Origin of the sequence: [Brevibacterium] flavum, from assembly GCF_019317305.1 — a bacterium.
In the GTDB taxonomy this organism is placed as follows: Bacteria; Actinomycetota; Actinomycetes; order Mycobacteriales; family Mycobacteriaceae; genus Corynebacterium; species Corynebacterium glutamicum.
In genome coordinates this window covers 2140608-2167260 of record NZ_CP079240.1, presented here as the reverse complement: position 1 = coordinate 2167260, position 26653 = coordinate 2140608, and the positions used below count along the sequence as shown (strand labels likewise).

Sequence of the window (26653 nt, the reverse complement as noted above, 5' to 3'; positions counted from 1 at the left end):
TCGGTGTACTACTTCTCTTCTTCGTCCGCTTCAGGCTCCTCTGAAGCTACCTCAGCCTGCTCGGAGTCAGATTCAGTGTCAGGCTCAGTCTCGGCCTCGGCCGTGGCTGGTTCTGCTTCAACCTCTGGCTCAGCCTCAACAGCTGGCTCTGGATCTTCCTCGACCTCTGCCGCTACTTCATCTTGTGGCAGCTCTTGTGGTTCTTCCGCTACCTCATCGGCAATCGCATCAGCACCGTGTTGATGGGCCAATTCAGCTTCCTGAGTCGAAGCACGTTCTGCCGCAAGGTGGAGAGCCTCAGCAGCATCTTCAGCTTCCTTTGCTGCCGCCAGTTCCAATTCGCGTTTCTCAGCAGCTTCCTTCTCTGCCGCAAGTTCTTGCTCACGCTTTTCAGCAGCGATCTTTTCCTCAAGCTTGGTGTAGTCCGGAGCCTCCACCTGGCGCAGCAGCATCGTGGAACGGGCAGGAACAGTGATGGTTCCGCCAGCTTCGATGGTGAGATCCTCCAGCGGGTGGCCCACCGCTTCGGTGGTATCGACCAAAAGCTTCCACTTCATACCGAAATGCTCAGGAGGGAGATTGAAATCGATAGGTTCGAAGTGAGCGTTGAACATCAAGATGAAGGAGTCATCGTGGATTTTCTGTCCTCGATAATCAGGCTCTTCGATGGCATCGCCGTTGAAGAACACCTGCAGTGATTTACCGAAAGCGAAGTCCCAGTCATCTTGAGTCATCAAGGTTCCATTTGGTACCAGCCATGCGATATCGCGGTCACGAACATCGGCGCCCAAAGGGCCACCGGCAAGGAACTGCCTGCGCCTAAATACTGGGTGGTTTGCTCGGATACGCAGCAAACGCCTGGTGAAGCTCACCAAGTCAGCGTTTTCTTCAGCCTGATCCCAATTCACCCACGCCAATTCATTGTCTTGGCAGTAGACGTTGTTGTTGCCGTTTTGGGTACGGGCCATTTCATCACCGTGGGACAACATAGGGGTGCCCTGGGACAGCAACAAGGTGGTGAGGAAGTTGCGTCGTTGCTGAGCACGCAGCTGCATAATCTCAGGATCGTCAGTTGGTCCTTCGACGCCACAGTTCCAGGAACGGTTGTGTGATTCACCGTCCCGACCGTCTTCACCGTTGGCCATGTTGTGCTTCTCGTTGTAACTGACCAAGTCATTGAGGGTGAAGCCGTCGTGAGCAGTCACAAAGTTGATCGATGCAGTGGGGCGACGGCCGTTGTTTGCATACAAATCAGAGGAACCAGTTAGTCGGGAAGCGAATTCACCCAAGGTTGCTGGCTCACCACGCCAGAAATCACGGACAGTGTCGCGGTATTTACCGTTCCACTCAGTCCACAGTGGTGGGAAGTTACCCACTTGGTATCCGCCTTCGCCAACATCCCACGGCTCAGCAATGAGCTTGACCTGGGAGACCACCGGGTCTTGTTGGACCAGGTCGAAGAAGGTTGCCAGGCGGTCAACATCATCAAATTCACGAGCAAGGGTAGAGGCAAGGTCGAAGCGGAAGCCGTCGACATGCATCTCGGTGACCCAGTAGCGCAGCGAATCCATAATCAGCTGCAGTGAGTGCGGGTCGCGGACATTGAGGGAGTTACCAGTACCGGTGTAGTCCATGTAATGACGGCGATCGCCCTCAACCAGTCGGTAGTACGCCTCGTTGTCAATGCCTCGGAACGCGATGGTGGGGCCCATGTGGTTGCCCTCGGCGGTGTGGTTGTAGACCACATCCAAAATTACTTCGAGGCCCGCTTCGTGGTAGCTGCGCACCAAGCCTTTGAACTCGGCCACGGCGCCACCGGGGTTCTTGTTGGCAGCGTAATCGTTGTAGGGCGCAAAGAAGCCGAAAGAGTTGTATCCCCAGTAGTTGCGCATTCCTAGGTCGCGGAGACGATCATCCTGCAGGAACTGGTGGACCGGCATCAATTCAATGGCAGTCACTCCCAGATCACTCAAGTATTGAATGATGGCTGGGTGGGCAAGGCCCGCGTAGGTGCCACGGAGTTCTTCAGGAACATCCGGGTGGGTCATCGTCATGCCCTTGACGTGGGCTTCGTAAATGACTGTTTCGTTGTAAGGAATACGCGGTGCACGATCGTTGCCCCAGTCGAAGAATGGGTTCACCACGACAGACTTCATTGTGTGATCAATGCTGTCTTCGGTATTGCGACCGTTGGGGTCATTTGGATTGGTGATGTCGTAAGAAAATAGTGACGGATGTCCATCAAAATCTCCATCGAAAGCACGAGCATATGGATCAACTAGAAGTTTGTTCGCGTCGCACCGCTTACCCTCATCTGGGTTCCACGGACCATGAACTCGGAATCCGTAACGCTGTCCAGGTTGAACCCCAGGAAGGTAGCAATGCCAAATGTGGGCATCACGCTCTTCGAGCGGAATTCGAGTCTCGTTATTATCTGCATCTAATAGACACAGCTCGACACGCTCTGCAACGTCGGAGAAGATTGCGAAGTTCGTTCCAGCACCGTCATAGGTTGAACCCAAAGGATAAGCATGTCCAGGCCAAACTTGGTACGAGTGCTCAGTCGTTGATGTCATAGAACGCTATCTTATATGCCCAAGCGCGTCTAGACCCGCCAGAATGATTTCTAATCCTTGATTGAATCTCTCCTCAAAGTTCGCATCGGCAGGGTTTTCTTGTGTGTCATCTTCCGCGCCAGCCGTGAACTCGTGCATCTGCAGCTGAGTTTGTTCTGTTAATACTGCACCCACCACAAAATGCAGCAGCGTAAAAGCACCGACCTCATTAGGTTCTTTTAAAGAGTCGGAAATGAGAGATTCCAATTCTTGGCGCAGTTGCTGATTACTCAGTGCGGCACTGATGACTTCCGCACCGTCTTTGGTTTGCATCATCAGTGAACGCATTTCTGCGCACGTTTCCTGCGCGGAAATGCTTGCTCGCTGCTCGTCGTTGCGCCCCAAGATAGGCGCCAGGAGATGGCGTGAGGTGGCGTCGATAAGCTCCTGCTTATTTTTAAAATGCCAATACAGCGCGCCCGGCGCGACATTTAATTGCTTTGCGACGCGACGCATGGTCATATCCGACAAACCGAACTCGCTCAGGATCGAAACGGCTGCCCCAATAATAGATTCTTTAGATAGCTGCACAATTGCCAGCATAATGACAGGACTAAATTGGGTCGTCAGCTAGATTGCTTTGCTAGGGTAATCTGCGTGAACCGTCCGGGAATTTTTAAGTTTTCCGGAGCATGTCGATGATTTATCAGGAGCAGAACTTTGTCTATTCGCCTTTCCTCAAAGAAGGCTGCTTTCGCAGCACTCATGGTCACCCCACTTCTCTTAACCGCATGTAGCAGTGAGTCATCTGATACAGAAGCAGCCTCATCCAGCGCAGCGACGACGACAAATTCTTCCTCTTCCAGCGCAACGACCTCGGCGGAAGCAGCAGAAACCACCTCGTCCGAATCTGAATCTGAATCTGAATCTTCCGAAGCAACAACCATCAACGAAGAGCAGCAAGCACAGCTTGATGTACTGTCACAAGAGCTGTCTGAGAACCCAATTACCTTCGCTGAAGCTGCGCCAGTTGAAAACGGCCAGACCGCTTCCCCAGAAGACACAGCTGCCATCGAGGCTCTGGTTCGCGGATACACTGACACCAACACCTTGCGTAGCTCCCTTGCGTACACCATCAACAACACCTGCACCCGCGTTCTTGAGGCCAGCGGCGCTGACGCTACCCAGCTTGATCTCAACACCATCCCTGATATCCCACTGGGTGGCGAAGGCACCGGAACTGTTGATTCCATCACCGATGTTGTGGTCAACGGCCAGGAAGCATCCGCATGGGTCGTAGCAACCGCCGGTGGAACCACCGACTCTGCAACCCAGCGCTTCTTCAACGAAGGTGGCCAGTGGAAGTTCTGCGACTAATCCACAGAGCTTTAAACTCCGGTTGTCAGTTCAGGTTGCAAAGTTAACAGTCAACGGCTGTATTCTTTAGAGCCATGACATACCCTGGCATCACCTCTGACCACAATCCTTATGATGGATACACAGGCGATGACGGGGCTGGAAACAAGCGCAACCTCCCAAACCGAAAGAAAATAAACAAATCGGTGGGAGTTTACGCTGGTGTGTTTGCCCTAACATTGGCTTTATACGCCATTGGGGGAGCCGCATGGGGACTGCTCCGACCCACTTATACCGCTTATGTTGAAGACGCTGAAACAGCCTCCATAGCGGTGGAAACCAACACTTCTTTTGCCGGCTATGCCTGGTTTGCGATCGCCACCGGTGTGCTTGCAGCAGCAATCGCATTATTCGTTTTCCTGCGCACCCCTCAACATCGAGGCCCAGTTATGCTCCTATGGCTGGGAATTGTATCTATCGCAGGTTCCGTGGCATTCCTGGTGTTTGGAAACGTGGCCTCGACGATGCTTCATGGTTCACCATCTGATTACGCCTCAGCGATCGGTGCGTCTTTCCAGGTAGCACCCACTATTACCCCTGGTGTTGCGTTTGGGGTCGCTCCATTTTTGAGTGTGTGCATGTATTGGTGCGCGGCATTTGTGACACCTGAAGAAGAGATAGACCAGGACGACGCAGGCCAGGGGACTTCGAAAGCATCGGGGTCTGAGATGACTGGGGCTAGTGGCTAGGGGCTAGATGTGCGCAAACAAAAGTACCCACACACCTCATGATCAGGTGTGTGGGCACTAAAGCTAAGTGACCATTCTTGGAAGACCTTAATGATCAGCGGTTTTTCTCCGGCCATTCCACCGTTGATGATCCAGTGGCTTCTGTGCTGATGGAATCAATCGCTTGCAAAATATGATGAATTGACAGTGCGATGTTGTGCTGTAGTTGATCGTCATTGAGGCCTTCAGCGACAGAGACCGCGAACTCTACCCGGACCTGGAGGCCCTTGTCATCAGTATGGCAAAAAGCTTTGGTAGTCAGAGAGTTTTCGTTCCACTGATTGCACATCATGAACAGTTTCATGAAGTCGCGTGTGGGGTCCATGCTGGGATCCCAGTGACCTTTCACCAGGAAAGTGGGGCCATTATCAACGAAGAAGCCTAAAAACACTTCGTTGATCCACGCGATGATGAAATCGTCTTCGCCGCTGGTTCTTACCACGCCGATGGCATGCAGTTGTGCCCGAATGCGTTCCAAGGTGACTTCCTGGGGGATGTCAGAATCTTCGAGGAAACCGTTGAGGAGTTCGTCCATGTCGACTTCTTCGGGTTCGAAGTAGTCATCGTCTGTTTCCCATTCGATTTCTGAGTCATCGTCTAGGTAGTCGTCTTCTGCATCCTCGTCTGCCATGTCTGATTCTTCCCACTCTGCGTCTTCTAGGGATTCGATGAGCTCTTCAACTGGAGTGGGAACGTACAGCCCCCGGATTTTCTCTACGAGATCTGCTTGGTCTTGTTCGTCGCTGAGTTCATCGGCATTGTTCGTGTCGTCAGGGCTTCCGGTGTCGCTGAAGTTAAGTTCTGAAAAACGCTCCAGAATATAGGTCACAGCCATGGCGGTGGTGTCCAAGGACAGGTTGATGAATTGGCGTAGCTGTTGGGTGCTTAACCCTTCATCGATGCAGATGGTCGTGCGGAATTTCAATTCCACTTCGCCGTCGTTGCCCAGATGGACGAGGGCTGTTGGCCCGATGCGTTCGGCATTCCATTCAGTGACAGCTCGCGCCGCATCGTTGATGGCAAACATGTCCAAATTAAGGCGCATGCGACCAAGGATGGTGAGCATTTGCCCTGATTCGTGGCTGAAGTACATCGAAATGCGGTGATCTTGCCACGGCACGATGATGCGATCTTCTGAGCTCAAATAGTGGTAGCCCAAGGAATCAACAGCCTCCGTCACTCGATTCAGGTCAACTGGGAAAGGAATGGAGGTGTTGGGTGCAGGGACGTTTCGATCATTCACAGAGGTGAAATCCATTCCTTCCAGTATCTCAAAGGTGAAAGCGGGTTTAATTCAGGTAAATCTGGGGTGGTCATTTTAAGTTTTAAGTCTAATTCAAATGAACTCTGATGTACCCAAATCAGAAACTTGTTACGTGGGGAATACAATAGGTAAACATGCGGGCTTAAGAACTTGTGTTGAGGCCGCTTGGATTCGGGCACCGAGCTCGAAGAATTTCGATTCAACCTTTTAAGGGAGAACTTTTCGCCATGTTGAATGTCACTGACCTGCGAGGTCAAACACCATCCAAGAGCGACATCCGACGTGCTTTGCCACGTGGTGGCACTGACGTGTGGTCTGTGCTTCCCATAGTGCAGCCTGTTGTAGAAGATGTCCAAAACCGCGGCGCTGAAGCTGCTTTGGATTACGGCGAGAAGTTCGACCATATTCGCCCCGCCTCGGTGCGGGTGCCAGCTGAGGTTATTGCTGCAGCAGAAAACACCTTGGATCCGTTGGTGCGTGAATCGATTGAAGAGTCGATTCGTCGCGTCCGCAAGGTTCACGCTGAGCAAAAGCCAGCCGAGCACACCACTGAACTTTCACCAGGTGGCACCGTCACTGAGCGTTTCATGCCGATTGATCGCGTGGGACTGTACGTTCCAGGCGGCAATGCGGTGTACCCATCAAGCGTGATTATGAATACTGTCCCAGCTCAAGAGGCTGGTGTGAACTCCCTTGTGGTTGCGTCGCCTCCTCAGGCTGAGCACGGTGGCTGGCCTCACCCCACCATTTTGGCGGCGTGTTCCATCTTGGGTGTTGATGAGGTGTGGGCTGTCGGCGGCGGTCAGGCCGTGGCGTTGCTGGCTTATGGTGATGACGCTGCAGGTCTCGAGCCTGTGGATATGATCACTGGACCTGGCAATATCTTTGTCACCGCTGCGAAGCGCCTGGTCAGGGGAGTGGTAGGTACTGATTCTGAGGCTGGCCCTACAGAAATCGCTGTGCTTGCTGATGCCTCTGCCAACGCCGTCAACGTTGCCTACGATCTGATCAGCCAAGCAGAACACGATGTCATGGCTGCGTCCGTGCTCATCACTGACTCCGAGCAGCTTGCCAAGGACGTAAACAGGGAAATCGAGGCGCGTTACTCAATCACGCGCAACGCCGAGCGCGTCGCAGAAGCTTTGCGCGGGGCCCAGAGTGGCATCGTGCTTGTCGACGACATTTCCGTGGGTATCCAAGTAGCCGATCAATACGCAGCGGAACACCTGGAAATCCACACTGAGAACGCGCGCGCCGTAGCAGAGCAGATCACCAACGCGGGTGCGATCTTCGTGGGCGATTTCTCACCAGTACCACTGGGTGATTACTCCGCAGGATCCAACCACGTGCTGCCAACCTCTGGATCCGCTCGTTTCTCCGCAGGTCTATCCACGCACACGTTCCTTCGCCCAGTCAACCTCATTGAATACGATGAGGCTGCTCTGAAGGACGTCTCGCAGGTTGTCATCAACTTTGCCAACGCCGAAGATCTTCCAGCGCACGGCGAAGCAATCCGTGCACGCTTTGAAAACCTCCCCACCACCGACGAGGCCTAAGAAAAATGACCAAAATTACTTTGAGCGATTTGCCATTGCGTGAAGAACTGCGCGGTGAGCACGCTTACGGCGCACCCCAGCTCAACGTTGATATTCGCCTCAACACCAACGAAAACCCTTACCCACCGTCAGAGGCATTGGTCGCTGACTTGGTTGCCACCGTGGATAAGATCGCCACCGAGCTGAACCGCTACCCAGAGCGCGATGCTGTGGAACTGCGTGATGAGTTGGCTGCGTACATCACCAAGCAAACCGGCGTGGCTGTCACCAGGGATAACCTGTGGGCTGCCAATGGTTCCAATGAAATTCTGCAGCAGCTGCTGCAGGCTTTTGGTGGACCTGGACGCACCGCGTTGGGATTCCAACCCAGCTATTCCATGCACCCAATTTTGGCTAAAGGCACCCACACTGAATTCATTGCGGTGTCCCGAGGTGCTGATTTCCGCATCGATATGGATGTGGCGCTGGAAGAAATTCGTGCAAAGCAGCCTGACATTGTTTTTGTCACCACCCCGAACAACCCGACCGGTGATGTGACCTCGCTGGACGATATTGAGCGCATCATTAACGTTGCCCCAGGCATCGTGATCGTGGATGAAGCTTATGCGGAATTCTCCCCATCACCTTCAGCAACCACTCTTCTGGAGAAGTACCCAACCAAGCTGGTGGTGTCCCGCACCATGAGTAAGGCTTTTGATTTCGCAGGTGGACGCCTCGGCTACTTCGTGGCCAACCCAGCGTTTATCGACGCCGTGATGCTAGTCCGCCTTCCGTATCATCTTTCAGCGCTGAGCCAAGCAGCCGCAATCGTAGCGCTGCGTCACTCCGCTGACACGCTGGGAACCGTCGAAAAGCTCTCTGTAGAGCGTGTTCGCGTGGCAGCACGCTTGGAGGAACTGGGCTACGCTGTGGTTCCAAGTGAGTCCAACTTTGTGTTCTTTGGAGATTTCTCCGATCAGCACGCGGCATGGCAGGCATTTTTGGATAGGGGAGTGCTCATCCGCGATGTGGGAATCGCCGGGCACTTGCGCACTACCATTGGTGTGCCTGAGGAAAATGATGCGTTTTTGGACGCAGCTGCAGAGATCATCAAGCTGAACCTGTAAGAGAGAAGAATTTTTCATGACTGTCGCACCAAGAATTGGTACCGCAACCCGCACCACCAGCGAATCCGACATCACCGTCGAGATCAACCTGGACGGCACCGGCAAAGTAGATATCGATACCGGCCTGCCATTTTTCGACCACATGCTCACTGCATTCGGCGTGCACGGCAGTTTTGATCTGAAAGTCCATGCCAAGGGCGACATCGAGATCGACGCACACCACACCGTGGAAGATACCGCCATCGTGCTCGGCCAAGCACTCCTTGACGCTATTGGCGACAAGAAAGGCATCCGCCGTTTCGCATCCTGCCAGCTGCCCATGGATGAGGCATTAGTGGAGTCCGTGGTGGATATCTCCGGCCGCCCATACTTCGTGATCTCCGGCGAACCAGACCACATGATCACCTCCGTGATCGGTGGACACTACGCAACCGTGATCAACGAGCACTTCTTTGAAACCCTCGCGCTCAACTCCCGAATCACCCTCCACGTGATCTGCCACTACGGCCGCGACCCTCACCACATCACCGAAGCAGAATACAAGGCTGTTGCCCGTGCGCTGCGCGGTGCCGTAGAGATGGATCCTCGTCAAACAGGAATCCCATCCACTAAGGGAGCGCTCTAGACATGAACTCTTCTCCCATCTCTGATATGGTCACTGCGGCTGTGCAGAACGAACCAGATGCGGGCGACCGATGGTTTATTTATGGTCTGTTCCTCATCGCCGGGCTTTTCGTTGGCGGTGCCTGGTCTGCATATAAATCAGAAAACAAAATCCTCATGGTTGCAGCCGGCCTCATCGCAGTGCTGGCAGTGGCTGGAGGAATTCTATGGTTGTTGGGAGAGATGACTTAATTTGGAATCACGGGCTTTAACACGCGCTGACATTGAGCAACTTCCCAGCATGTGGAAAAGCCCAGGTTTCGTGGCTGTCCTCGTGGCGGTTGCAGCAGCGTTCGGCAGTTGGTCACTCCTTCTTCCCGTCGTACCGCTAGCGGTCCTCAACAACGGCGGATCAAGCGCTGTCGCCGGTGCCACCACTGGCATCTTCATGGCAGCCACAGTGATCACTCAGATTTTCACTCCCGCTGCGCTGCGGAAAATTGGCTACACCCCAGTGATGGCTTTCGCCGCATTCATGCTGGGTGTGCCAGCCATCGGCTACATCTTCAGCGTCGAGCCAATTCCAGTGCTGGTAGTGTCCGCACTTCGAGGAATTGGGTTCGGTGCGCTCACCGTCGCAGAATCTGCGTTGGTGGCTGAACTCGTTCCCGTACGCTTCTTGGGCAAAGCTTCTGGAATGTTGGGCGTATTTATTGGCCTTTCCCAAATGCTTTTCCTGCCTGCCGGGTTGGCGTTAGGTGACCAATTTGGCTACAACGTGGTCTATGTTTTAGGTGCCGTTATCGCACTAGTTGCAGCGGTGATGTGTCTGCGTATTCCGCAGGTTAAGGCAGCGGCAAAGCAGCAACCACAGGTGAGCGAACAGGAGCGTTCTGTTTCCACCTGGAAGTTGGTGCTGGTTCCCTCCTTGGCTGTTACCAGTTTGTCAATGACTTTTGGCGCAGTGTCTTCATTCCTTCCAGCTGCAGTCATTGAGTTAGATCCAGGATTAGGTGCTGCATTAGCGGGTATTATTTTATCCATTACCGGTGGTTCTTCAATGGTGTTCCGCTACCTGTCCGGCGTTATCGCTGACCGCCGCGGTATGCCTGGTACCACGATGATTCCTGCTCAAATCATTGGGTTCTTAGGTGTCGTTTTAATCACCGTCACAATCTTCCAAGGCTGGTCCGTGTGGCTTTTGATTATAGGTGCAGTGATGTTTGGTGGTGCTTTTGGCATGGTGCAAAACGAAGCGTTGCTTTCAATGTTTTTCCGGCTTCCTCGCACTAGAGTCTCCGAAGCCTCCGCCATCTGGAATATCGCCTTTGATTCGGGAACAGGAATCGGAAGCTTCCTCCTTGGCATAGTTGCCGCATCGCTTGCTTACAGTGGTGCTTTTGGTTCCGGAGCCGTGGTGATTTTGTTTGGAATCGTTTTGACCACCGCCGATCGAATCATTGGGCGGCACCGCATTACTGAATACAACAACACCCGCGCGCGTTTGCGCCAGGTGCCAGTCGCTCGGCGCGCAGTGCAAGGGCTGCGCAACAGGCGAAAAGATCGCTAAAACGCTTTTCGACGCCACCCCTTACTTGGCCCACCAACCCGCTGGCATAAACCCGCGATTTGATGAACTTATGGCGACACTGAACTCAGAGCCTCATTAAACTCGGAAATGCGAAAATTGCTGATGTGGACTTTAGGAATGCGTCCACCAAGGTATCCCGGCGGTAGTTCGCTAAGGTGAAATATTCCGTCTACTTCCCTTAATCCATACTGAATTGAGTTAGGTGTAGATGTGTTAGGTGGGGGAATGTGATCTAGCATTTTGAAATGCAAACCCCTATTTGCGGAGTGAAATGAGGTCCTTGGTCTGTTTCTAAAGATCTGGAGAGTGTGTTTTCCTCGCGCCCAGAAATCGGTCGAGGCAATGAAATAATGACCATCGAGAAACCATCTGGACTCTTTCCCGGCCTTAAGTCGTTTCTTGAAACCAATAAAGAAGTGATCTCAGTCTGGTGAGATGAAAATTGCTAACCTATCTACGGATTTATACCTTCATCGCTAACTAAGGTCTCAGGTATTAAAAGAGGGGCTGGACTATGAAGAGCAACCAAGTTTAGATTGCTCGAGGCTACCTAGAAGCCAATTCCAATCCTTAGCTACTTGCGAGGTCGTTTGAGAATCTGATGAAAGGCGAATAGTGGGCGGAATTTTCTCGCAATTTAAGGGAGCGTATTAGTCTTTAAACTACCTGTTCAGCGTATGATTATAAGAATGTGATTTATTTCTTTTTCGAATATATAATCGCTTAGCTGATCGTGGAAACAGAGACGCATCAAACAGTGTCTTCCCGGACGCGGTAGACGTTCAGGCTTTGTCACTGTTTTATAAGCTTCCCAAGATGAAGAAAAGTTAGTGCCACCACTGGTGGCTTACAAAACAATAGAAAGTGGTTCCTCACGTGAAAGAAACACAACGCGCAGAGTTACATAAGACAATCTGGCGGATGGCCAACGACCTGCGCGGTAGTGTTGATGGATGGGACTTCAAGTCTTATGTCCTAGGAATGCTGTTTTACCGTTTCATCTCAGAAAACCTGGCAGAGTACCTCAATCGCCAGGAAAGGGAAGCTGGAGCTCCCGACTTCAATTACGCCGAGTTAAGTGATGATCAGGCAGAATTTGGCCGCGAATCCATCGTCGCGGAAAAGGGATTTTTCATTCTCCCCTCCGAGCTTTTTGTCAACATTCGAGCAACAGCTCAAGGAAACGAGAACCTCAACGAGACTTTAGAGGCAGTCTTTAAAAACATTGAAGGGTCTGCAGTCGGTACCGACAGTGAAGATGACCTGAAAGGCCTTTTCGACGACCTGGACGTTAACAGCACTCGACTTGGAAGTACTGTCGCCAAGCGTAATGCGACGTTGGTGAAGCTTCTTGAAGCAATTGGTGATCTTCCTTTGGGAGACTTCGCAGATAACACTATCGATATTTTCGGTGACGCCTATGAGTATCTCATGGGTATGTATGCCTCGTCTGCTGGAAAATCTGGTGGCGAATACTACACCCCACAGGAAGTTTCAGAGCTGCTATCTCGCATCACAGTAGTGGGGAAGACCAGTGTCAATAAGGTGTATGACCCAGCTGTTGGTTCAGGATCTTTGCTACTGAAGTTTGATAAGGTTCTTGGTAAAGATGGTGTTCGCCAGGGCTATTTCGGTCAAGAAATTAACCTCACGACTTACAACCTTGCGCGTATCAACATGTTTTTGCACAACATTAACTATGAGAAGTTCGATATTGCGCTGGGGGATACCCTCACTGAACCAGCTCACTGGGATGATGAACCTTTTGAGGCGATCGTGTCGAACCCTCCGTACTCCATTAAATGGGAGGGCGATGCTAACCCTTTGCTGATTAACGATCCACGTTTCGCTCCAGCAGGTGTTTTAGCGCCGAAATCGAAAGCTGACTTGGCGTTTACCATGCATATTTTGTCGTGGTTGGCTGTGAACGGTACTGCCGCGATTGTTGAGTTCCCGGGTGTTCTTTATCGTGGTGGTGCGGAGAAGAAGATTCGTAAATATCTCATCGACAACAACTATGTTGATGCGGTGATTCAGCTGCCACCAGACCTGTTCTTCGGCACAACTATCGGTACCTGCATTATTGTGCTGAAAAAGTCGAAAACTGATAGCTCGGTGCTGTTTATTGACGGGGCAGCTGAGTTCACACGATCTGGCAACAAGAACAAGCTTACCGACGAAAATCAGGCAAAGATTCTTGATGCTTTTGCTGGACGTGAAGAGATTGAGTATTTTTCACGGCTCGTGTCCAATGATGAGATTAGCGAAAACGATTACAACATTGCTGTTTCATCGTATGTTGAGGCAGTGGATACTCGTGAGGTTATTGATATCCGCGAGTTGAATGCTGAGATTGAGCAGATTGTTGCCCGCCAGGCTGAACTTCGCACCTCGATTGATGCGATTGTGGCAGATCTGGAGGGAACCAAGTGAACCAGATTGATAACCTCATCGCCGAGCTGTGCCCTGAAGGAGTAGAACACTTGCCGCTAGGTGAAGTCGGGAATTTTACGCGAGGAGGTGGGCTTCAGAAAAAGGATTTTACTGAAGATGGTGTCGGATGCATTCATTACGGCCAGGTGTATACGCATTATGGAATTTGGGCTACACAAACCAAAACCTATGTATCGAACGAATTTGCGGCAAAAAAACGCAAGATGCTGCCTGGAGATGTCTTTATTGCTACTACCTCAGAGAATGACGAAGATTTAGGTAAGGCTGTTGCATGGCTCGGAAGTGAAGAGATCGTAGCAAGTGGCGATGCATTTGTTTTTCGGCACTCGCAAGATTCAAAATATGTCTCTTATTTTTTAAATAGCTCTTTATTCCATACTCAGAAGCAGAGATACATCACGGGAACTAAAGTTCGACGAATTTCTGGTGATGCGCTTGAAAAAATTGTGATCCCTGTTCCTCCTCTTGAGGTTCAGCGTGCGATTGTGGAGATTCTGGATCAGTTCACTGAGCTGGAAGCTGAGCTGGAAGCTGAGCTGGAAGCTGAGCTGGAAGCCCGAAAAAAACAATACGAGTATTACCGAGACCGCTCATTTGAGATTGTTCCCCAGGAAAACTGGGTTCCGCTCTCCCAACTCGGGGCGATAGAACGAGGTAGTGCTTTACAAAAGAAGGACCTTGCTTCTGACGGCGTTCCTGCATTTCATTATGGTCAGGTTTACACTCACTATGGGCCCTACACTAAGCAAACGAAGTCCTTCGTGTCTCAAACCTTTGCTTCAGGTAAGCGTCTCTTGCATCCTGGGGATGTGTTCATCGCGACGACCTCAGAAAATGAGGAAGATCTAGGAATGGCCGTAGCCTGGCTCGGAGACACTCCGGCGGTTGCCAGTAGCGATGCGTATATATTCAGGCCGGAGGGGGATGCTCGCTACATCTCCTATTTCTTCCGAAGCCGGCATTTCCAGGATCAAAAGAAGCGCTTCATCACTGGGACTAAAGTAAAGAGAATTTCCGGTGATGCAATTGGCAAGATAAGGATCCCGTGGCCCACGCCAGATCAACAATCTGAGATCGCTGATCGACTTGACAAGTTCGACGCTCTCGTGAACGACCTTTCCTCTGGTTTGCCTGCAGAGATCGAGGCTCGTCGGAAACAGTATGAGTATTACCGGGATCAGTTGTTGACGTTTAAGGAACTGGCTTCATGAGTGAGTTAACGCCACGCAAATATGACCCGATTGCCATCAGTGACGCCAGCACGGTGGTTGCTGAATACGACGCGACACCCAGTGCTAATTCGGCGTACCAGTCAGAAGATCAACTGGAAAAAGAACTCATCAGCCTGCTTGAATCACAGGCTTATGAGTACCTACCCATCACCTCTGAACAGCAGCTGAAAGACAATCTGCGCACCCAGTTAGAGATCGTCAATCAGATTAAGTTTTCTGATGCGGAATGGCAGCAGTTCTTCACCGAACGTATCGCCGGTAGTAATGACGGCATCGTGGAAAAAACCGTGCGGATCCACGAAGACCACATCCAGCTGCTGCGGCGTGATGATGGATCAACCAAAAACATCACACTGATCGATAAAACCAACATCCACAACAACCGGCTTCAAGTCATCAACCAATACGAAGTCAGCCACAATGATGGCGGTGCTCAACGCTCAAATCGGTATGACGTGACCATCCTGGTTAATGGTTTGCCGATGGTGCATGTGGAGTTAAAGCGGCGTGGTGTAGATATCAGGGAAGCGTTTAACCAGATCAACCGCTATCAACGAGAAAGCTTCTGGTCTGGATCAGGATTGTTTGATTATGTACAACTTTTTGTGATCAGTAATGGCACCTTAACCAAGTACTATTCCAACACCACCCGTCGGCTTCACCTGGCAGAATCGGCCGGTAAAACTCGGGGACAGAAAACCTCGAACAGTTTTGAGTTCACCTCGTGGTGGGCTGATGCCCACAACACACCGATTCAGGATCTCACCGCGTTTGCGAAAACCTTTTTCGCTAACCACACTATCCTCAACATCTTGACCAAGTACTGCGTGTTGACTGCTGATCGCACACTTTTGGTGATGCGCCCGTACCAGATCGTGGCTACTGAACGGATCCTGCAGCGCATTGAGATCGCTGACAACTACAAACGCCTCGGTACGGTTGCTGCTGGTGGCTATATTTGGCACACCACTGGCTCGGGTAAAACACTGACCTCGTTTAAAACCGCTCAGCTGGCATCGAAACTACCCAGCGTGGACAAGGTGTTGTTTGTTGTTGACCGTAAAGACCTTGATTATCAAACAATGCGGGAATATGACCGCTTTGAAAAAGGCGCGGCCAACTCCAACACCTCCACAGCCGTGCTTAAGCAGCAGTTAGAAGATCCCAACGCCCGGATTATTATCACCACGATCCAGAAGCTTTCAACCTTTATTGCCGGTAATAAAGGCCACGCCGTCTATGACGGGCATGTGGTGATCGTGTTTGATGAGTGTCATCGTTCCCAGTTCGGTGACATGCACCTGGCGATCACGAAGGCGTTTAAGAAATATAACCTGTTTGGGTTTACTGGTACCCCGATTTTCGCGGAGAACTCCAGCTCGAGTGGTAAACCGCATCTGCGCACCACTGAGCAGGTTTTTGGTGAAAAGCTGCATACCTACACCATTGTTGATGCCATTACTGATAAAAATGTGTTGCCGTTTCGGATTGACTATGTCAACACCGTCCAGATGGGTGCTGTGGAAGATAAACAGGTCTCAGCGATTGATACTGAAAAGGCCTTGTTATCGCCTAAGCGTATGAGCGCGATCGTGGAGTACACGCTTGCGCATTTTGATCAGAAAACACGACGTTCCAGCAGCTACCAGCATTCAGTTGTGTCGAATGTGTCTCAGGTTGCTGGTGGCCGGAACAAGGTGGTGGAGGAGAAAAACCGTAGTCGGGTGCGTGGGTTTAATTCTATTTTCGCCACCGCTTCGATTGATGCGGCTAAGCGGTATTACAACCATTTCCAGATGCAACAGGAACATTTACCTGAAGCGCAGCGGTTGAAAATCGGGTTGATCTATTCCTATGCGCCTAATGAGGAGCAGTCCGATGATTTTCTTGATGAGGAAGGCTTTGAACCTCATGCGTTGGATGGCTCATCGAGGGATTTCCTAGAAGATGCCATCCAGGACTACAACGCGATGTTTGGCACCAGCTATGACACTTCAGCTGATAAGTTTCAGAACTACTACAAGGATTTATCCCTGCGGTTAAAAAACCGTGAGTTAGACATGGTCATCGTGGTGAACATGTTCCTCACCGGTTTTGATGCCACCACACTCAATACCTTGTGGGTAGATAAGAACCTTAAGTCGCATGGGTTGATTCAGGCGTACTCGCGGACCAACCGCATCCTGAACTCGGTAAAGACCTACGGCAATATTGTCAGCTTCCGGAACTTGGAGGAAGAGACGAATGCGGCGATGGCGTTGTTTGGCAATGAAAATGCTCGTGGCGTGGTGCTATTGCGGCCGTTTCAGGAGTATTACGACGAATACGCCACCAAAGTCAGTCAACTGTTAGAGGATTTCCCGCTCGGGCAGCAGATTGTCGGTGAGACAAAGCAAAAAGAGTTTATTGCTTTGTTTGGTGCGATTTTGCGTCTGCTGAATATTTTGACGTCGTTTGATGAGTTTCACGGCAATGAGATTTTAACTGAGCGGCAGAATCAGAATTACCGCAGTATTTATCTTGATCTTTATGCTCAATACCGTCTGGTTCGAAATGGGGATAAAGAGGGCATTAATGAAGATGTGGTTTTTGAGATCGAGCTGATTAAGCAGGTTGAGATTAATGTTGACTACATTTTGATGCTGGTGCAGAAGTATCGTGACCAGTGTGGTGATGGTGATGATAAGGAGATCCGTGCTGAGATTTCCAGGGCTGTGGATGCCAGCCCAAGTTTAAGGAGCAAGAAGGATTTGGTGGAATCCTTTGTTGATTCCTTGTCTACCAGTGGGGAAGTGGAGGAGGAGTGGCGGGCGTTTATTGCGGTTCGGAAAGAATCGGAGTTGGCGCAGATTATTGACGATGAGAATCTGAAGTCTGCTGAGACGAAGGTGTTTGTGGAGACGGCGTTTCGTGATGGCGGGATTCAGTCTTCTGGTACTGCGGTGACGAGGATTCTACCGCCAGTATCTCGTTTCGCTCCGTCTGGTGGGCATGGGGAGAAGAAAAACCGAGTCCTGAACAAACTAGGAGAATTCTTCGAACGATTCTTCGACCTTTCCAGCTAGGAGTATCGCCGAAAAATAACGCTTTAAGGCGTATATTTCCTAAGAATGGAAGCTTTATTTTCACTGAGAAATGATCTCCGGACGATAACTAGCCGTCATTCTCATACAGAGAAGGCGGTTAGTTTCCTTTGTAGTCCTCATTGGCGGTTGGCGTGCCACGTTTTTAAAACCTAAGGCACCACCTCACATGCGAGACGCAGAATTAGTAGCGAGGTGCATCGTCTTTTTTCGCAGCTAGGACAGCGTCGTGAATATGAATCCCTTTTAGCGAGAAAGAAACCCGACTGCGGTTCTTGATCCTGAAAGCACGTGACATAAACTATCGGCATGACCAAAACTGTCGCCCTTCTCGACTACGGATCTGGAAACCTTCGTTCTGCTCAACGCGCACTAGAGCGTGCCGGTGCAGAAGTTATCGTGAGCTCCGATCCAGAAGTTTGCACCAACGCTGATGGCCTCCTAGTTCCTGGAGTGGGCGCATTCGATGCCTGCATGAAGGGTTTGAAAAACGTCTTCGGACATCGCATTATCGGACAGCGTCTTGCTGGTGGGCGTCCAGTGATGGGTATTTGTGTGGGTATGCAGATCCTGTTTGATGAAGGCGATGAGCATGGCATTAAGTCAGCTGGTTGTGGCGAGTGGCCTGGAAAGGTGGAACGCCTCCAGGCGGAGATCCTGCCTCACATGGGGTGGAACACACTTGAAATGCCTACCAACTCACCAATGTTTGAGGGAATTTCACCTGATGAGCGTTTCTACTTCGTGCACTCCTATGGTGTGCGCAAGTGGACGTTAGAAACTGATGATCTGACCACGCCTCCAGAGGTTGTGTGGGCGAAGCACGAAAATGATCGTTTTGTGGCTGCTGTGGAAAACGGCACGCTGTGGGCTACTCAATTCCACCCAGAAAAATCAGGTGACGCAGGCGCAAAGCTACTGCGAAACTGGATCAACTACATCTAACAGATAGGATCAATATTCATGACCTTCACTATTCTTCCTGCAGTCGATGTAGTTAACGGACAAGCAGTTCGCCTAGATCAGGGCGAGGCCGGCACTGAAAAATCTTATGGCACCCCTTTGGAATCCGCACTGAAGTGGCAGGAGCAGGGTGCAAAGTGGTTGCACTTTGTGGACCTGGACGCAGCGTTCAACCGTGGTTCCAATCATGAGATGATGGCGGAAATTGTCGGCAAGCTCGATGTTGATGTGGAGCTCACTGGCGGTATCCGTGATGATGAGTCTCTGGAGCGCGCGCTGGCAACCGGTGCACGTCGTGTAAACATTGGTACCGCTGCTCTGGAGAAGCCAGAGTGGATTGCTTCTGCGATTCAACGCTATGGCGAGAAGATTGCTGTCGATATCGCTGTGCGTTTGGAAGATGGTGAATGGCGCACCCGTGGAAACGGTTGGGTCTCCGATGGTGGCGATCTGTGGGAAGTTCTCGAGCGTTTGGATTCCCAAGGTTGTGCACGTTTCGTGGTTACCGATGTGTCCAAGGACGGCACCTTGAGTGGTCCAAATGTTGAGCTGCTGCGTGAGGTTGCTGCAGCTACAGACGCACCTATCGTGGCTTCTGGTGGAATTTCTGTTTTGGAAGATGTTTTGGAACTAGCCAAGTACCAGGATGAGGGTATTGATTCCGTCATCATTGGCAAGGCACTTTATGAGCACAAGTTCACCCTCGAAGAGGCTTTGGCTGCAGTAGAAAAGCTCGGTTAATACATGGATGCTCGTGGGATGTTGGCCATTGCGGAGGCCGTTGTAGATGATGCCGAAGCCCTCTTCATGCAGGGCTTTGGAGCTGCTCCTGCCCATATGAAATCCCCAGGGGATTTCGCCACGGAAGTGGATATGGCCATCGAATCCCATATGCGTTCGATGCTGAACATGATGACAGGCATTGCTGTCATCGGTGAAGAAGGTGGCGGTGCGACCTCCGGCACGCGCTGGGTGATTGATCCCATCGACGGCACCGCCAACTTCGCGGCGTCCAACCCGATGAGCGCGATCCTGGTGTCTTTGCTTGTCGACGACCAGCCCGTCCTGGGTATTACCTCCATGCCCATGCTGGGTAAACGCCTCACCGCTTTTGAAGGTTCACCGCTGATGATCAACGGTGAACCTCAGGAACCATTGCAAGAACAATCCAGTTTGGTATCCCACATTGGTTTTAGTTCCATGGCCTCCCCGCGCAATACAGCGTTTCCTGTGGAGTTGCGTCGGGATCTTCTGACCGAGCTCACGGAATCGTATCTTCGTCCCCGCATTACAGGTTCGGTGGGTGTTGATCTTGCGTTCACTGCGCAGGGCATTTTTGGAGCATGTGTATCGTTTAGTCCTCATGTTTGGGACAATTCCGCAGGCGTGATGTTGATGCGCGCTGCTGGTGCACAAGTTACTGACACCGAAGGCCATCCGTGGGCACCAGGTAGGGGAGTCGTGGCTGGAACAAAAAGGGCTCACGATGTGCTGTTAAGTAAGATTGAAAAAGTTCGGTTGATGCATGCAGATGCAGGTAATGACCAGTCGTTAAATGAGGAGTACAAGTAAAATGGGCGTGGCAATTCGAGTTATTCCTTGCCTGGACGTGGACAACGGCCGGGTTGTTAAAGGCGTGAACTTTGAAAACCTCCGCGATGCTGGCGATCCTGTGGAGTTGGCAAAGCGCTATGACGAGGAAGGGGCAGATGAGCTGACCTTCCTGGATGTCACCGCCTCGAAGCATGGTCGCGGCACCATGCTGGATGTTGTTCGACGCACCGCTGATCAGGTGTTCATCCCTCTGACTGTCGGTGGCGGCGTGCGCAGCGAAGAAGATGTTGATCAATTGCTGCGCGCTGGCGCCGACAAGGTTTCGGTGAACACGTCTGCGATTGCCCGTCCAGAACTGCTGTCAGAGCTGTCCAAGCGTTTTGGTGCTCAGTGCATCGTGTTGTCTGTGGATGCCAGGCGCGTTCCTGAAGGTGGAACTCCTCAGCCATCTGGTTTTGAAGTCACCACCCACGGCGGTTCCAAGTCCGCAGAACTTGATGCAATCGAGTGGGCAAAGCGCGGCGAAGAGCTGGGCGTTGGCGAAATTCTGCTCAACTCCATGGACGGCGACGGCACCAAAAACGGCTTTGACCTAGAGCTGCTGGAAAAAGTTCGCGCAGCCGTATCCATTCCTGTAATCGCCTCCGGCGGCGCTGGCAAGGCGGAGCATTTCCCACCAGCTGTTGCAGCTGGCGCCAACGCAGTGCTTGCCGCGACCATTTTCCACTTCCGCGAAGTAACCATCGCCGAAGTAAAGGGAGCCATTAAAGATGCAGGATTTGAGGTGCGGAAATGAGTGACAATCCACAAGAGTATGAGCTGGATTGGGACGTCGAAAAGCGATTAAAGCTTAACGACGCCGGCCTGGTGCCGGCAATCGTCCAGGCCGACGGGACCAACGAGGTCCTCATGATGGCCTGGATGGATACCCACGCGCTAGCCTATACTTTGGCGACCCGCCGTGGAACCTATTTTTCTAGGTCCCGCAACGAGTACTGGATCAAGGGCCTGACCTCTGGAAACGTCCAAGAAGTCACCGGAGTTGCCCTCGACTGCGACGGCGACACCGTCCTTCTGACCGTGAAACAAACCGGCGGTGCGTGCCACACTGGTGCCCACACATGTTTCGACAATGACGTTTTGCTGTAAAAGCAACAACGATTAAGGAAGAAGTCTTATGAAGCCACGCGTGCTGTCAGCATTAGGTATTGGAGCTGGCGCCCTGGTTGTCTGGATCAGCTCACGCATGAACTGGGTAACCATCGAGGCTTTCGACGATAAATCAGGTAGTGTCACCCAATCTATTGTGGGTGCAACCTGGTCTACAGAAATCATGGCGCTTGCACTTGCTTTGCTAGCTGCCTTCGCCGCCGCGTTGGTGCTCAAGCGCATGGGTCGGCGCATCATTGGTGGTATTTCGGCGCTGATCGCGGTGGGTGCCAGCCTGTCTCCACTCGCGCTTCTCACCCAAGACCCAGACGCAGAACGGGCCCGAACCCTGCTGACCTCCGGTGTGGCCTCACAGAAGGCTAATTCCGGAACCCTGCTGTCTGATTGGGCGGAGATCATCAATATCACCACCCATCCACTGGCGGCAGTGGTAGCCATGATTGGCTGCGCGCTAGCCCTAGTCGGTGGCGTTGTCCTTGCCATGCGCCCTGGCGAGGACACCGCGAAAAGCAATCAATATGAGCGTAAACAGGCTCGCGCTGAGAAAATCCACACCGATTTGGCCCAAGATCCAGACTCCGGTCGTGTGATGTGGGACGCACTCGATGAAGACATTGACTTCACCGAGAAGACTCAGAAATCCAAAGAAACCCCAGGTCAAAGCTAGGGTGTGGCACCCTGATTTCTTTCGCCATGTGTGTTCGGGATAACCTTAAACACAGCATTGGTTGGAAGGAGGTTGGGGCATGGTTGCAACAGAGAACCGCATGTTGATGGAAATCGCTGCGGAAATATCGGCTCGGGAAGCAACGCTTGGTTTTCAAGAAGTCAAAACTAAATCTCGATCAGCAGGTCTCACGGCGGCTTTCGATATTGCTTCAGTCTTTTTTTCGTCTGGATGTAATGTCGTAGTCGCCTTTGATCGTTTTGCATCCAATTGGTCTGATCATTCGGATCATGTGGACTACGCAGCACAGGTTGCGGGTTTTGGCGCATCAATGCTTGCATATACGGTGCGCAGGGGACAGTTTGATACCGCAGTACGCGATATCAGGGACATCAAATCTGGAGTAGACATTCCCATTCTGCTTCATGATCCCATCATCGATCCGTATCAAATCCACGAAGCCCGCGTCATGGGCATCGACGCTCTTCAATTCCCCGTATGGGCGATGGAACAAGCTCGACTGGAATCTTTGGTGGACCGCACCGAATCATTGGGCATGACAGCCATCGTGTCTGTACGAAACCACGAAGAAGCGCATCGTGCAGTGGACGCAGGAGCGACAGTGGTAGCAATTGATATTACTGGTTATACCGGCTCACTCACTTTGCCTGAAGCGTTTTCGGGTATCACCCAATTCATACCCAAAGAGGTAGCCCGCATTGTGCTCGGAGGTTGCAGCAGCCCTAAAGAACTCATGCGGTTTGCACGACATTCTGCAGACGCCATCTTTGTTCCACATGCAGACCTCGCCACCACAAAATCTCTTGTGACAGCAGGTATGCATCCAGCGTGCCCATCGCGTTGAAGAGGTGCTCTGTGGTCAGCTGACCGGGGTAGCGGGCGGTGGGCGGACAAGTCTTGCTAGATTGAAGTGCATTACTTGTCGCCTGACTGTTAGGTTTACGTTGTTGTGGATGTCATGACTTTGGCCACGATTCCCTCACCACCGCAGGGTGTGTGGTACTTGGGCCCCATTCCGATTAGGGCCTATGCGATGTGCATCATCGCTGGCATTATTGTTGCCATTTGGCTGACGAGAAGGCGCTACGCCGCCCGCGGTGGAAACCCTGAAATCGTCCTTGATGCAGCGATCGTGGCAGTTCCTGCCGGAATCATCGGTGGACGCATTTATCACGTCATTACCGACAACCAAAAGTACTTCTGCGATACCTGTAACCCCGTCGACGCCTTCAAAATCACCAACGGTGGTCTGGGCATCTGGGGTGCAGTGATCCTCGGTGGCCTGGCAGTGGCCGTATTCTTCCGGTACAAAAAGCTCCCTCTTGCACCTTTCGCAGATGCCGTGGCACCTGCAGTTATCCTGGCGCAGGGAATTGGTCGTCTGGGCAACTGGTTTAACCAGGAGCTCTACGGTGCAGAAACTACCGTTCCATGGGCTTTGGAAATCTACTATCGGGTAGATGAAAATGGAAAATTCGCACCGGTGACAGGAACATCCACCGGTGAGGTAATGGCTACTGTTCATCCAACATTCCTCTATGAACTGTTGTGGAACCTACTGATCTTCGCTTTGTTGATGTGGGCTGACAAGCGATTCAAGCTGGGACATGGCCGAGTATTTGCTCTCTACGTAGCTGGTTACACCTTGGGCCGTTTCTGGATTGAACAAATGCGCGTTGATGAAGCCACGCTTATTGGCGGCATCCGAATCAACACCATCGTCTCCGCAGTAGTGTTTGCCGGCGCGATCATTGTGTTCTTCCTGTTGAAGAAGGGTAGGGAAACTCCCGAAGAGGTAGATCCGACTTTCACAGCGTCTGTTGCAGCAGATGCTGTAGCTTCGCCAGATGGAAAACCCTTGCCGAAAGCAGAGGAGGGCATTGATGGAGAAACGCCCTCAACGCGATAGGTTTCAACCATAGGCCTGACCTGGCTGAGATGTTTTTGGTAGAAAAACCGAGTGCCCGAATTGTTTTGTGGGTGCCCGGTTTTTCTGATTTAAGCACGTCAGAGGCGTAGAACATTGTCTGTTCACACTCTGGGTCGCAAGATTCATCGAGAATTAATGGTAGTATCTGTGGCTTGAGGGGGAATGACGTACTAGGCTTATGGGCGTGGATAGACGAACTAAGATTGTATGTACCCTAGGCCCAGCGGTGGCTAGTGCAGATGGAATTCTGCGTTTGGTAGAAGACGGCATGGATGTTGCTCGCCTCAACTTCTCCCATGGTGACCACCCAGATCATGAGCAAAACTACAAGTGGGTCCGCGAGGCGGCGGAGAAGACTGGCCGTGCAGTCGGTATTCTCGCAGACCTCCAAGGACCGAAGATCCGTCTTGGCCGTTTCACTGACGGCGCAACCGTGTGGGAAAACGGCGAGACCATTCGGATCACCGTTGACGATGTAGAGGGAACGCACGATCGTGTGTCCACCACCTACAAGAATCTGGCAAAAGACGCGAAGCCAGGCGACCGCCTGCTCGTTGATGACGGCAAGGTTGGCCTCGTCTGCGTTTCCGTCGAAGGCAACGACGTCATCTGTGAGGTTGTTGAGGGCGGACCAGTCTCCAACAACAAGGGTGTTTCCCTGCCAGGTATGGATATTTCTGTACCTGCACTGTCCGAAAAGGATATCCGTGACCTGCGCTTCGCCCTGAAGCTCGGCGTGGACTTTATTGCACTGTCCTTCGTACGTTCCCCAGCAGATGCTGAACTCGTTCACAAGATCATGGACGAAGAAGGTCGTCGTGTTCCTGTGATCGCCAAGCTGGAAAAGCCAGAGGCTGTCACCTCCCTCGAGCCAATCGTGTTGGCATTCGACGCCGTCATGGTTGCTCGTGGTGACCTCGGCGTTGAGGTTCCTCTGGAGGAGGTTCCACTGGTTCAGAAGCGCGCAATCCAGATTGCCCGTGAGAACGCAAAGCCAGTTATCGTGGCAACCCAGATGCTGGATTCCATGATTGAGAACTCCCGCCCAACCCGTGCGGAAGCTTCTGACGTGGCAAACGCTGTGCTCGATGGCGCAGATGCTGTCATGCTTTCTGGTGAAACTTCAGTGGGCAAAGATCCGCACAACGTTGTGCGCACCATGGCTCGCATTGTTCGCTTCGCTGAAACCGACGGTCGCGTCCCAGACCTGACCCACATCCCTCGCACTAAGCGTGGCGTTATTTCCTACTCTGCACGTGATATCGCAGAGCGCCTCAACGCTCGTGCATTGGTTGCGTTCACCACCTCTGGTGATACCGCAAAGCGTGTGGCTCGTCTGCACAGCCACCTGCCACTGCTCGTGTTCACTCCAAATGAGGCAGTTCGCTCTGAGCTGGCGCTGACCTGGGGTGCAACCACCTTCCGGTGCCCACCTGTCAGCGATACCGATGACATGATGCGCGAAGTCGACCGTGCTCTTTTAGCAATGCCTGAGTACAACAAGGGTGACATGATGGTTGTTGTTGCAGGTTCCCCTCCTGGTGTTACCGGTAACACCAACATGATTCACGTCCACCTTCTTGGTGACGACACAAGGATTGCAAAGCTCTAATCGCTTAAATCTTTCAAAAAATGCGTTGACACTGTACGTGGTGTCAGCGCATTTTTCGTGGCTAGGGCAGGGGAAATCCGCCTCATTTAAGAATTTACTTGACACGGAAAGTAAATTGGTGAACAATGGTGTTCAACAGCAAAACAGCCACCAACACTTAAAGGATGAAACACCATGGCACTTCTTGAGCAGAGCATCAATAGCGACACCTTCATGGATGCAGTTAGCCTTCGCGTCGGCGACCTAGAGGGTATGACCAGTTACTACTCTTCAATCCTTAGCGTTGAACCAATGGAAGAAAAAGTTCACGGAAAAGAAGTTCACCGTGTACTCGGTCGCAATGGCACCCCACTGCTTCGCCTGATTTCTACCCCAGATCTTCCTGCGGTAGATCCTCGTCAAGCTGGCCTTTATCACACCGCTTTCCTCTTCGATACCCAAGAGAGCTTGGCTGCCACCGTTTACCGCGCAGCGCAAGAATCACGCTCACGTTTTGTGGGTTCTTCAGATCACCTAGTCTCTGAAGCTTTTTACTTCACCGATCCTGAGGGAAACGGCATTGAGCTCTATGTTGACCGCCCTCGAAGTGCATGGAAGTATGCAGACAACGGCGATGTCCGCATGGACACCATCTACTTGGATCCAAACCAGTACCTTCAGAGTCATCTCAGCGAAACCGTTTTGAACAACACCGCTATTCTCCCTGCGAGCATCGGACACGTTCACCTTCAGGTAGGCAACGTCGAGCGAGCCCGTCAATTCTATGTGGACAAGATTGGTTTTGATGCCACCACATCAATCCCCAATGCACTGTTTGCATCCGCAGGTGGATATCACCACCATGTGGCCATGAATACCTGGAACTCAGCAGGTGCAGGTCCACGCGCAGCAACCTTGGGTCTTGCTGATGTAGCAGTGATCGTTCCAGTCCGTGAGGATCTGGACATGCTGGTCTCACGCCTAAAGGGGGAGGAATTCTTTGACAACGGCACCTCTGTTGTGACCCGCGATCCATGGGGAACGCACATCACCGTTTCACTTCCGGGTGTCTCAACAGATGAACTTCTGAACCGATAACTCATTCTGGTAGCAGGAACCCCAATCTTAGGCTAAGTTTAGGGCTTTGAAACCAGTAGGCACAGTACAGT

General features: G+C 51.9%; 23 protein-coding genes. 20 read left to right on the top strand and 3 right to left on the bottom strand.

The window, feature by feature from the left end; genetic code table 11:
• Positions 1–8: 8 nt before the first annotated feature.
• Together glgX and KW808_RS10510 are read right to left on the bottom strand one after the other, a co-directional pair.
• Positions 9–2576, bottom strand: a complete 2568-nt coding sequence (glgX, locus tag KW808_RS10515) for a glycogen debranching protein GlgX (protein ID WP_003861993.1) — start codon at positions 2574–2576, stop codon at positions 9–11.
• A gap of 6 nt (positions 2577–2582) precedes the next feature.
• Positions 2583–3158, bottom strand: a complete 576-nt coding sequence (locus KW808_RS10510) for a TetR/AcrR family transcriptional regulator (RefSeq protein WP_003861991.1) — start codon at positions 3156–3158, stop codon at positions 2583–2585.
• Positions 3159–3275: 117 nt separating this feature from the next.
• Between KW808_RS10510 and KW808_RS10505 the strand changes: the two genes are divergently transcribed.
• Positions 3276–3932, top strand: coding sequence for a hypothetical protein (locus KW808_RS10505; protein ID WP_003856432.1), 657 nt, complete (start codon positions 3276–3278; stop codon positions 3930–3932).
• A 74-nt stretch (positions 3933–4006) separates the two neighbouring features.
• Entirely contained in the window at positions 4007–4660 is a 654-nt protein-coding gene (locus KW808_RS10500) for a hypothetical protein (protein WP_003861988.1), read from the top strand.
• 94 nt (positions 4661–4754) lie between these two features.
• Here KW808_RS10500 and KW808_RS10495 read toward each other — a convergent pair whose 3' ends face one another.
• The gene (locus tag KW808_RS10495; protein WP_003861986.1) at positions 4755–5957 is read right to left on the bottom strand and encodes a YbjN domain-containing protein; all 1203 of its coding nucleotides are present in this window, start codon (positions 5955–5957) and stop codon (positions 4755–4757) included.
• A 233-nt stretch (positions 5958–6190) separates the two neighbouring features.
• On the opposite strand from KW808_RS10495, the gene hisD reads away from it, so the two are divergent.
• From hisD to KW808_RS10405, 18 genes are all read left to right on the top strand, one after another.
• The gene (gene hisD / locus KW808_RS10490) at positions 6191–7519 is read left to right on the top strand and encodes a histidinol dehydrogenase (protein ID WP_003856427.1); all 1329 of its coding nucleotides are present in this window, start codon (positions 6191–6193) and stop codon (positions 7517–7519) included.
• A 5-nt stretch (positions 7520–7524) separates the two neighbouring features.
• A complete protein-coding gene (locus tag KW808_RS10485; RefSeq protein WP_003856426.1) occupies positions 7525–8625 on the top strand; it encodes a histidinol-phosphate transaminase in 1101 nt (366 codons plus the stop codon).
• A 16-nt stretch (positions 8626–8641) separates the two neighbouring features.
• Positions 8642–9250, top strand: a complete 609-nt coding sequence (hisB, locus tag KW808_RS10480) for an imidazoleglycerol-phosphate dehydratase HisB (RefSeq protein ID WP_003861983.1) — start codon at positions 8642–8644, stop codon at positions 9248–9250.
• A 2-nt stretch (positions 9251–9252) separates the two neighbouring features.
• Positions 9253–9480 carry a CG2302 family histidine operon protein gene (locus tag KW808_RS10475; RefSeq protein WP_003861981.1) on the top strand — a complete coding sequence of 76 codons (228 nt, stop codon included), beginning with the start codon at positions 9253–9255 and terminating at the stop codon, positions 9478–9480.
• Positions 9481–9529: 49 nt separating this feature from the next.
• The gene (locus KW808_RS10470; RefSeq protein ID WP_034984004.1) at positions 9530–10798 is read left to right on the top strand and encodes an MFS transporter; all 1269 of its coding nucleotides are present in this window, start codon (positions 9530–9532) and stop codon (positions 10796–10798) included.
• A gap of 942 nt (positions 10799–11740) precedes the next feature.
• The gene (locus KW808_RS10465; protein WP_003861976.1) at positions 11741–13252 is read left to right on the top strand and encodes a type I restriction-modification system subunit M; all 1512 of its coding nucleotides are present in this window, start codon (positions 11741–11743) and stop codon (positions 13250–13252) included.
• The gene (locus KW808_RS10460; protein ID WP_003861972.1) at positions 13249–14484 is read left to right on the top strand and encodes a restriction endonuclease subunit S; all 1236 of its coding nucleotides are present in this window, start codon (positions 13249–13251) and stop codon (positions 14482–14484) included. The genes KW808_RS10465 and KW808_RS10460 overlap by 4 nt, the downstream gene beginning before the upstream one ends.
• Positions 14481–17570, top strand: a complete 3090-nt coding sequence (locus tag KW808_RS10455; protein WP_003861970.1) for a type I restriction endonuclease subunit R — start codon at positions 14481–14483, stop codon at positions 17568–17570. Before KW808_RS10460 ends, KW808_RS10455 begins: the two co-directional genes overlap by 4 nt.
• 327 nt (positions 17571–17897) lie before the next feature.
• Positions 17898–18533 carry an imidazole glycerol phosphate synthase subunit HisH gene (gene hisH / locus KW808_RS10450; RefSeq protein WP_003856420.1) on the top strand — a complete coding sequence of 212 codons (636 nt, stop codon included), beginning with the start codon at positions 17898–17900 and terminating at the stop codon, positions 18531–18533.
• A gap of 18 nt (positions 18534–18551) precedes the next feature.
• Positions 18552–19292, top strand: a complete 741-nt coding sequence (priA, locus tag KW808_RS10445) for a bifunctional 1-(5-phosphoribosyl)-5-((5-phosphoribosylamino)methylideneamino)imidazole-4-carboxamide isomerase/phosphoribosylanthranilate isomerase PriA (protein ID WP_003856418.1) — start codon at positions 18552–18554, stop codon at positions 19290–19292.
• Positions 19293–19295: 3 nt separating this feature from the next.
• Positions 19296–20123, top strand: a complete 828-nt coding sequence (locus tag KW808_RS10440; RefSeq protein ID WP_003861968.1) for an inositol monophosphatase family protein — start codon at positions 19296–19298, stop codon at positions 20121–20123.
• A 1-nt stretch (position 20124) separates the two neighbouring features.
• A complete protein-coding gene (gene hisF / locus KW808_RS10435; RefSeq protein WP_003856413.1) occupies positions 20125–20901 on the top strand; it encodes an imidazole glycerol phosphate synthase subunit HisF in 777 nt (258 codons plus the stop codon).
• A complete protein-coding gene (gene hisI / locus KW808_RS10430; RefSeq protein ID WP_003856410.1) occupies positions 20898–21254 on the top strand; it encodes a phosphoribosyl-AMP cyclohydrolase in 357 nt (118 codons plus the stop codon). The genes hisF and hisI overlap by 4 nt, the downstream gene beginning before the upstream one ends.
• Before the next feature lie 28 nt (positions 21255–21282).
• Positions 21283–21942 (top strand): TIGR02234 family membrane protein, encoded by a 660-nt coding sequence (locus KW808_RS10425; RefSeq protein ID WP_003856408.1) that lies wholly within the window; start codon positions 21283–21285, stop codon positions 21940–21942.
• A 79-nt stretch (positions 21943–22021) separates the two neighbouring features.
• Positions 22022–22807, top strand: coding sequence for a beta/alpha barrel domain-containing protein (locus tag KW808_RS10420; RefSeq protein ID WP_003861967.1), 786 nt, complete (start codon positions 22022–22024; stop codon positions 22805–22807).
• A gap of 114 nt (positions 22808–22921) precedes the next feature.
• Positions 22922–23872: a prolipoprotein diacylglyceryl transferase gene (lgt, locus tag KW808_RS10415; protein ID WP_074495239.1), complete on the top strand. Its 951-nt coding sequence runs from the start codon at positions 22922–22924 to the stop codon at positions 23870–23872.
• Positions 23873–24077: 205 nt separating this feature from the next.
• Entirely contained in the window at positions 24078–25505 is a 1428-nt protein-coding gene (pyk, locus tag KW808_RS10410) for a pyruvate kinase (protein WP_034984001.1), read from the top strand.
• A 174-nt stretch (positions 25506–25679) separates the two neighbouring features.
• Positions 25680–26582 carry a VOC family protein gene (locus tag KW808_RS10405; RefSeq protein ID WP_003856399.1) on the top strand — a complete coding sequence of 301 codons (903 nt, stop codon included), beginning with the start codon at positions 25680–25682 and terminating at the stop codon, positions 26580–26582.
• The last annotated feature ends 71 nt before the right edge of the window (positions 26583–26653 follow it).

What these genes read in the sequence shown, in the direction of transcription:
- glgX (WP_003861993.1), bottom strand. Translation starts at nt 2,576, where the DNA reads ATGACATCAACGACTGAGCACTCGTACCAAGTTTGGCCTGGACATGCT.
- KW808_RS10485 (WP_003856426.1), top strand. Translation starts at nt 7,525, where the DNA reads ATGACCAAAATTACTTTGAGCGATTTGCCATTGCGTGAAGAACTGCGC.
- hisI (WP_003856410.1), top strand. Translation starts at nt 20,898, where the DNA reads ATGAGTGACAATCCACAAGAGTATGAGCTGGATTGGGACGTCGAAAAG.
- KW808_RS10495 (WP_003861986.1), bottom strand. Translation starts at nt 5,957, where the DNA reads ATGGATTTCACCTCTGTGAATGATCGAAACGTCCCTGCACCCAACACC.
- KW808_RS10420 (WP_003861967.1), top strand. Translation starts at nt 22,022, where the DNA reads ATGGTTGCAACAGAGAACCGCATGTTGATGGAAATCGCTGCGGAAATA.
- KW808_RS10455 (WP_003861970.1), top strand. Translation starts at nt 14,481, where the DNA reads ATGAGTGAGTTAACGCCACGCAAATATGACCCGATTGCCATCAGTGAC.
- KW808_RS10425 (WP_003856408.1), top strand. Translation starts at nt 21,283, where the DNA reads ATGAAGCCACGCGTGCTGTCAGCATTAGGTATTGGAGCTGGCGCCCTG.
- KW808_RS10440 (WP_003861968.1), top strand. Translation starts at nt 19,296, where the DNA reads ATGGATGCTCGTGGGATGTTGGCCATTGCGGAGGCCGTTGTAGATGAT.
- KW808_RS10405 (WP_003856399.1), top strand. Translation starts at nt 25,680, where the DNA reads ATGGCACTTCTTGAGCAGAGCATCAATAGCGACACCTTCATGGATGCA.
- hisH (WP_003856420.1), top strand. Translation starts at nt 17,898, where the DNA reads ATGACCAAAACTGTCGCCCTTCTCGACTACGGATCTGGAAACCTTCGT.
- hisB (WP_003861983.1), top strand. Translation starts at nt 8,642, where the DNA reads ATGACTGTCGCACCAAGAATTGGTACCGCAACCCGCACCACCAGCGAA.
- hisD (WP_003856427.1), top strand. Translation starts at nt 6,191, where the DNA reads ATGTTGAATGTCACTGACCTGCGAGGTCAAACACCATCCAAGAGCGAC.
- KW808_RS10465 (WP_003861976.1), top strand. Translation starts at nt 11,741, where the DNA reads ATGGCCAACGACCTGCGCGGTAGTGTTGATGGATGGGACTTCAAGTCT.
- KW808_RS10475 (WP_003861981.1), top strand. Translation starts at nt 9,253, where the DNA reads ATGAACTCTTCTCCCATCTCTGATATGGTCACTGCGGCTGTGCAGAAC.
- KW808_RS10510 (WP_003861991.1), bottom strand. Translation starts at nt 3,158, where the DNA reads ATGCTGGCAATTGTGCAGCTATCTAAAGAATCTATTATTGGGGCAGCC.
- KW808_RS10470 (WP_034984004.1), top strand. Translation starts at nt 9,530, where the DNA reads ATGTGGAAAAGCCCAGGTTTCGTGGCTGTCCTCGTGGCGGTTGCAGCA.
- priA (WP_003856418.1), top strand. Translation starts at nt 18,552, where the DNA reads ATGACCTTCACTATTCTTCCTGCAGTCGATGTAGTTAACGGACAAGCA.
- hisF (WP_003856413.1), top strand. Translation starts at nt 20,125, where the DNA reads ATGGGCGTGGCAATTCGAGTTATTCCTTGCCTGGACGTGGACAACGGC.
- lgt (WP_074495239.1), top strand. Translation starts at nt 22,922, where the DNA reads ATGACTTTGGCCACGATTCCCTCACCACCGCAGGGTGTGTGGTACTTG.
- KW808_RS10500 (WP_003861988.1), top strand. Translation starts at nt 4,007, where the DNA reads ATGACATACCCTGGCATCACCTCTGACCACAATCCTTATGATGGATAC.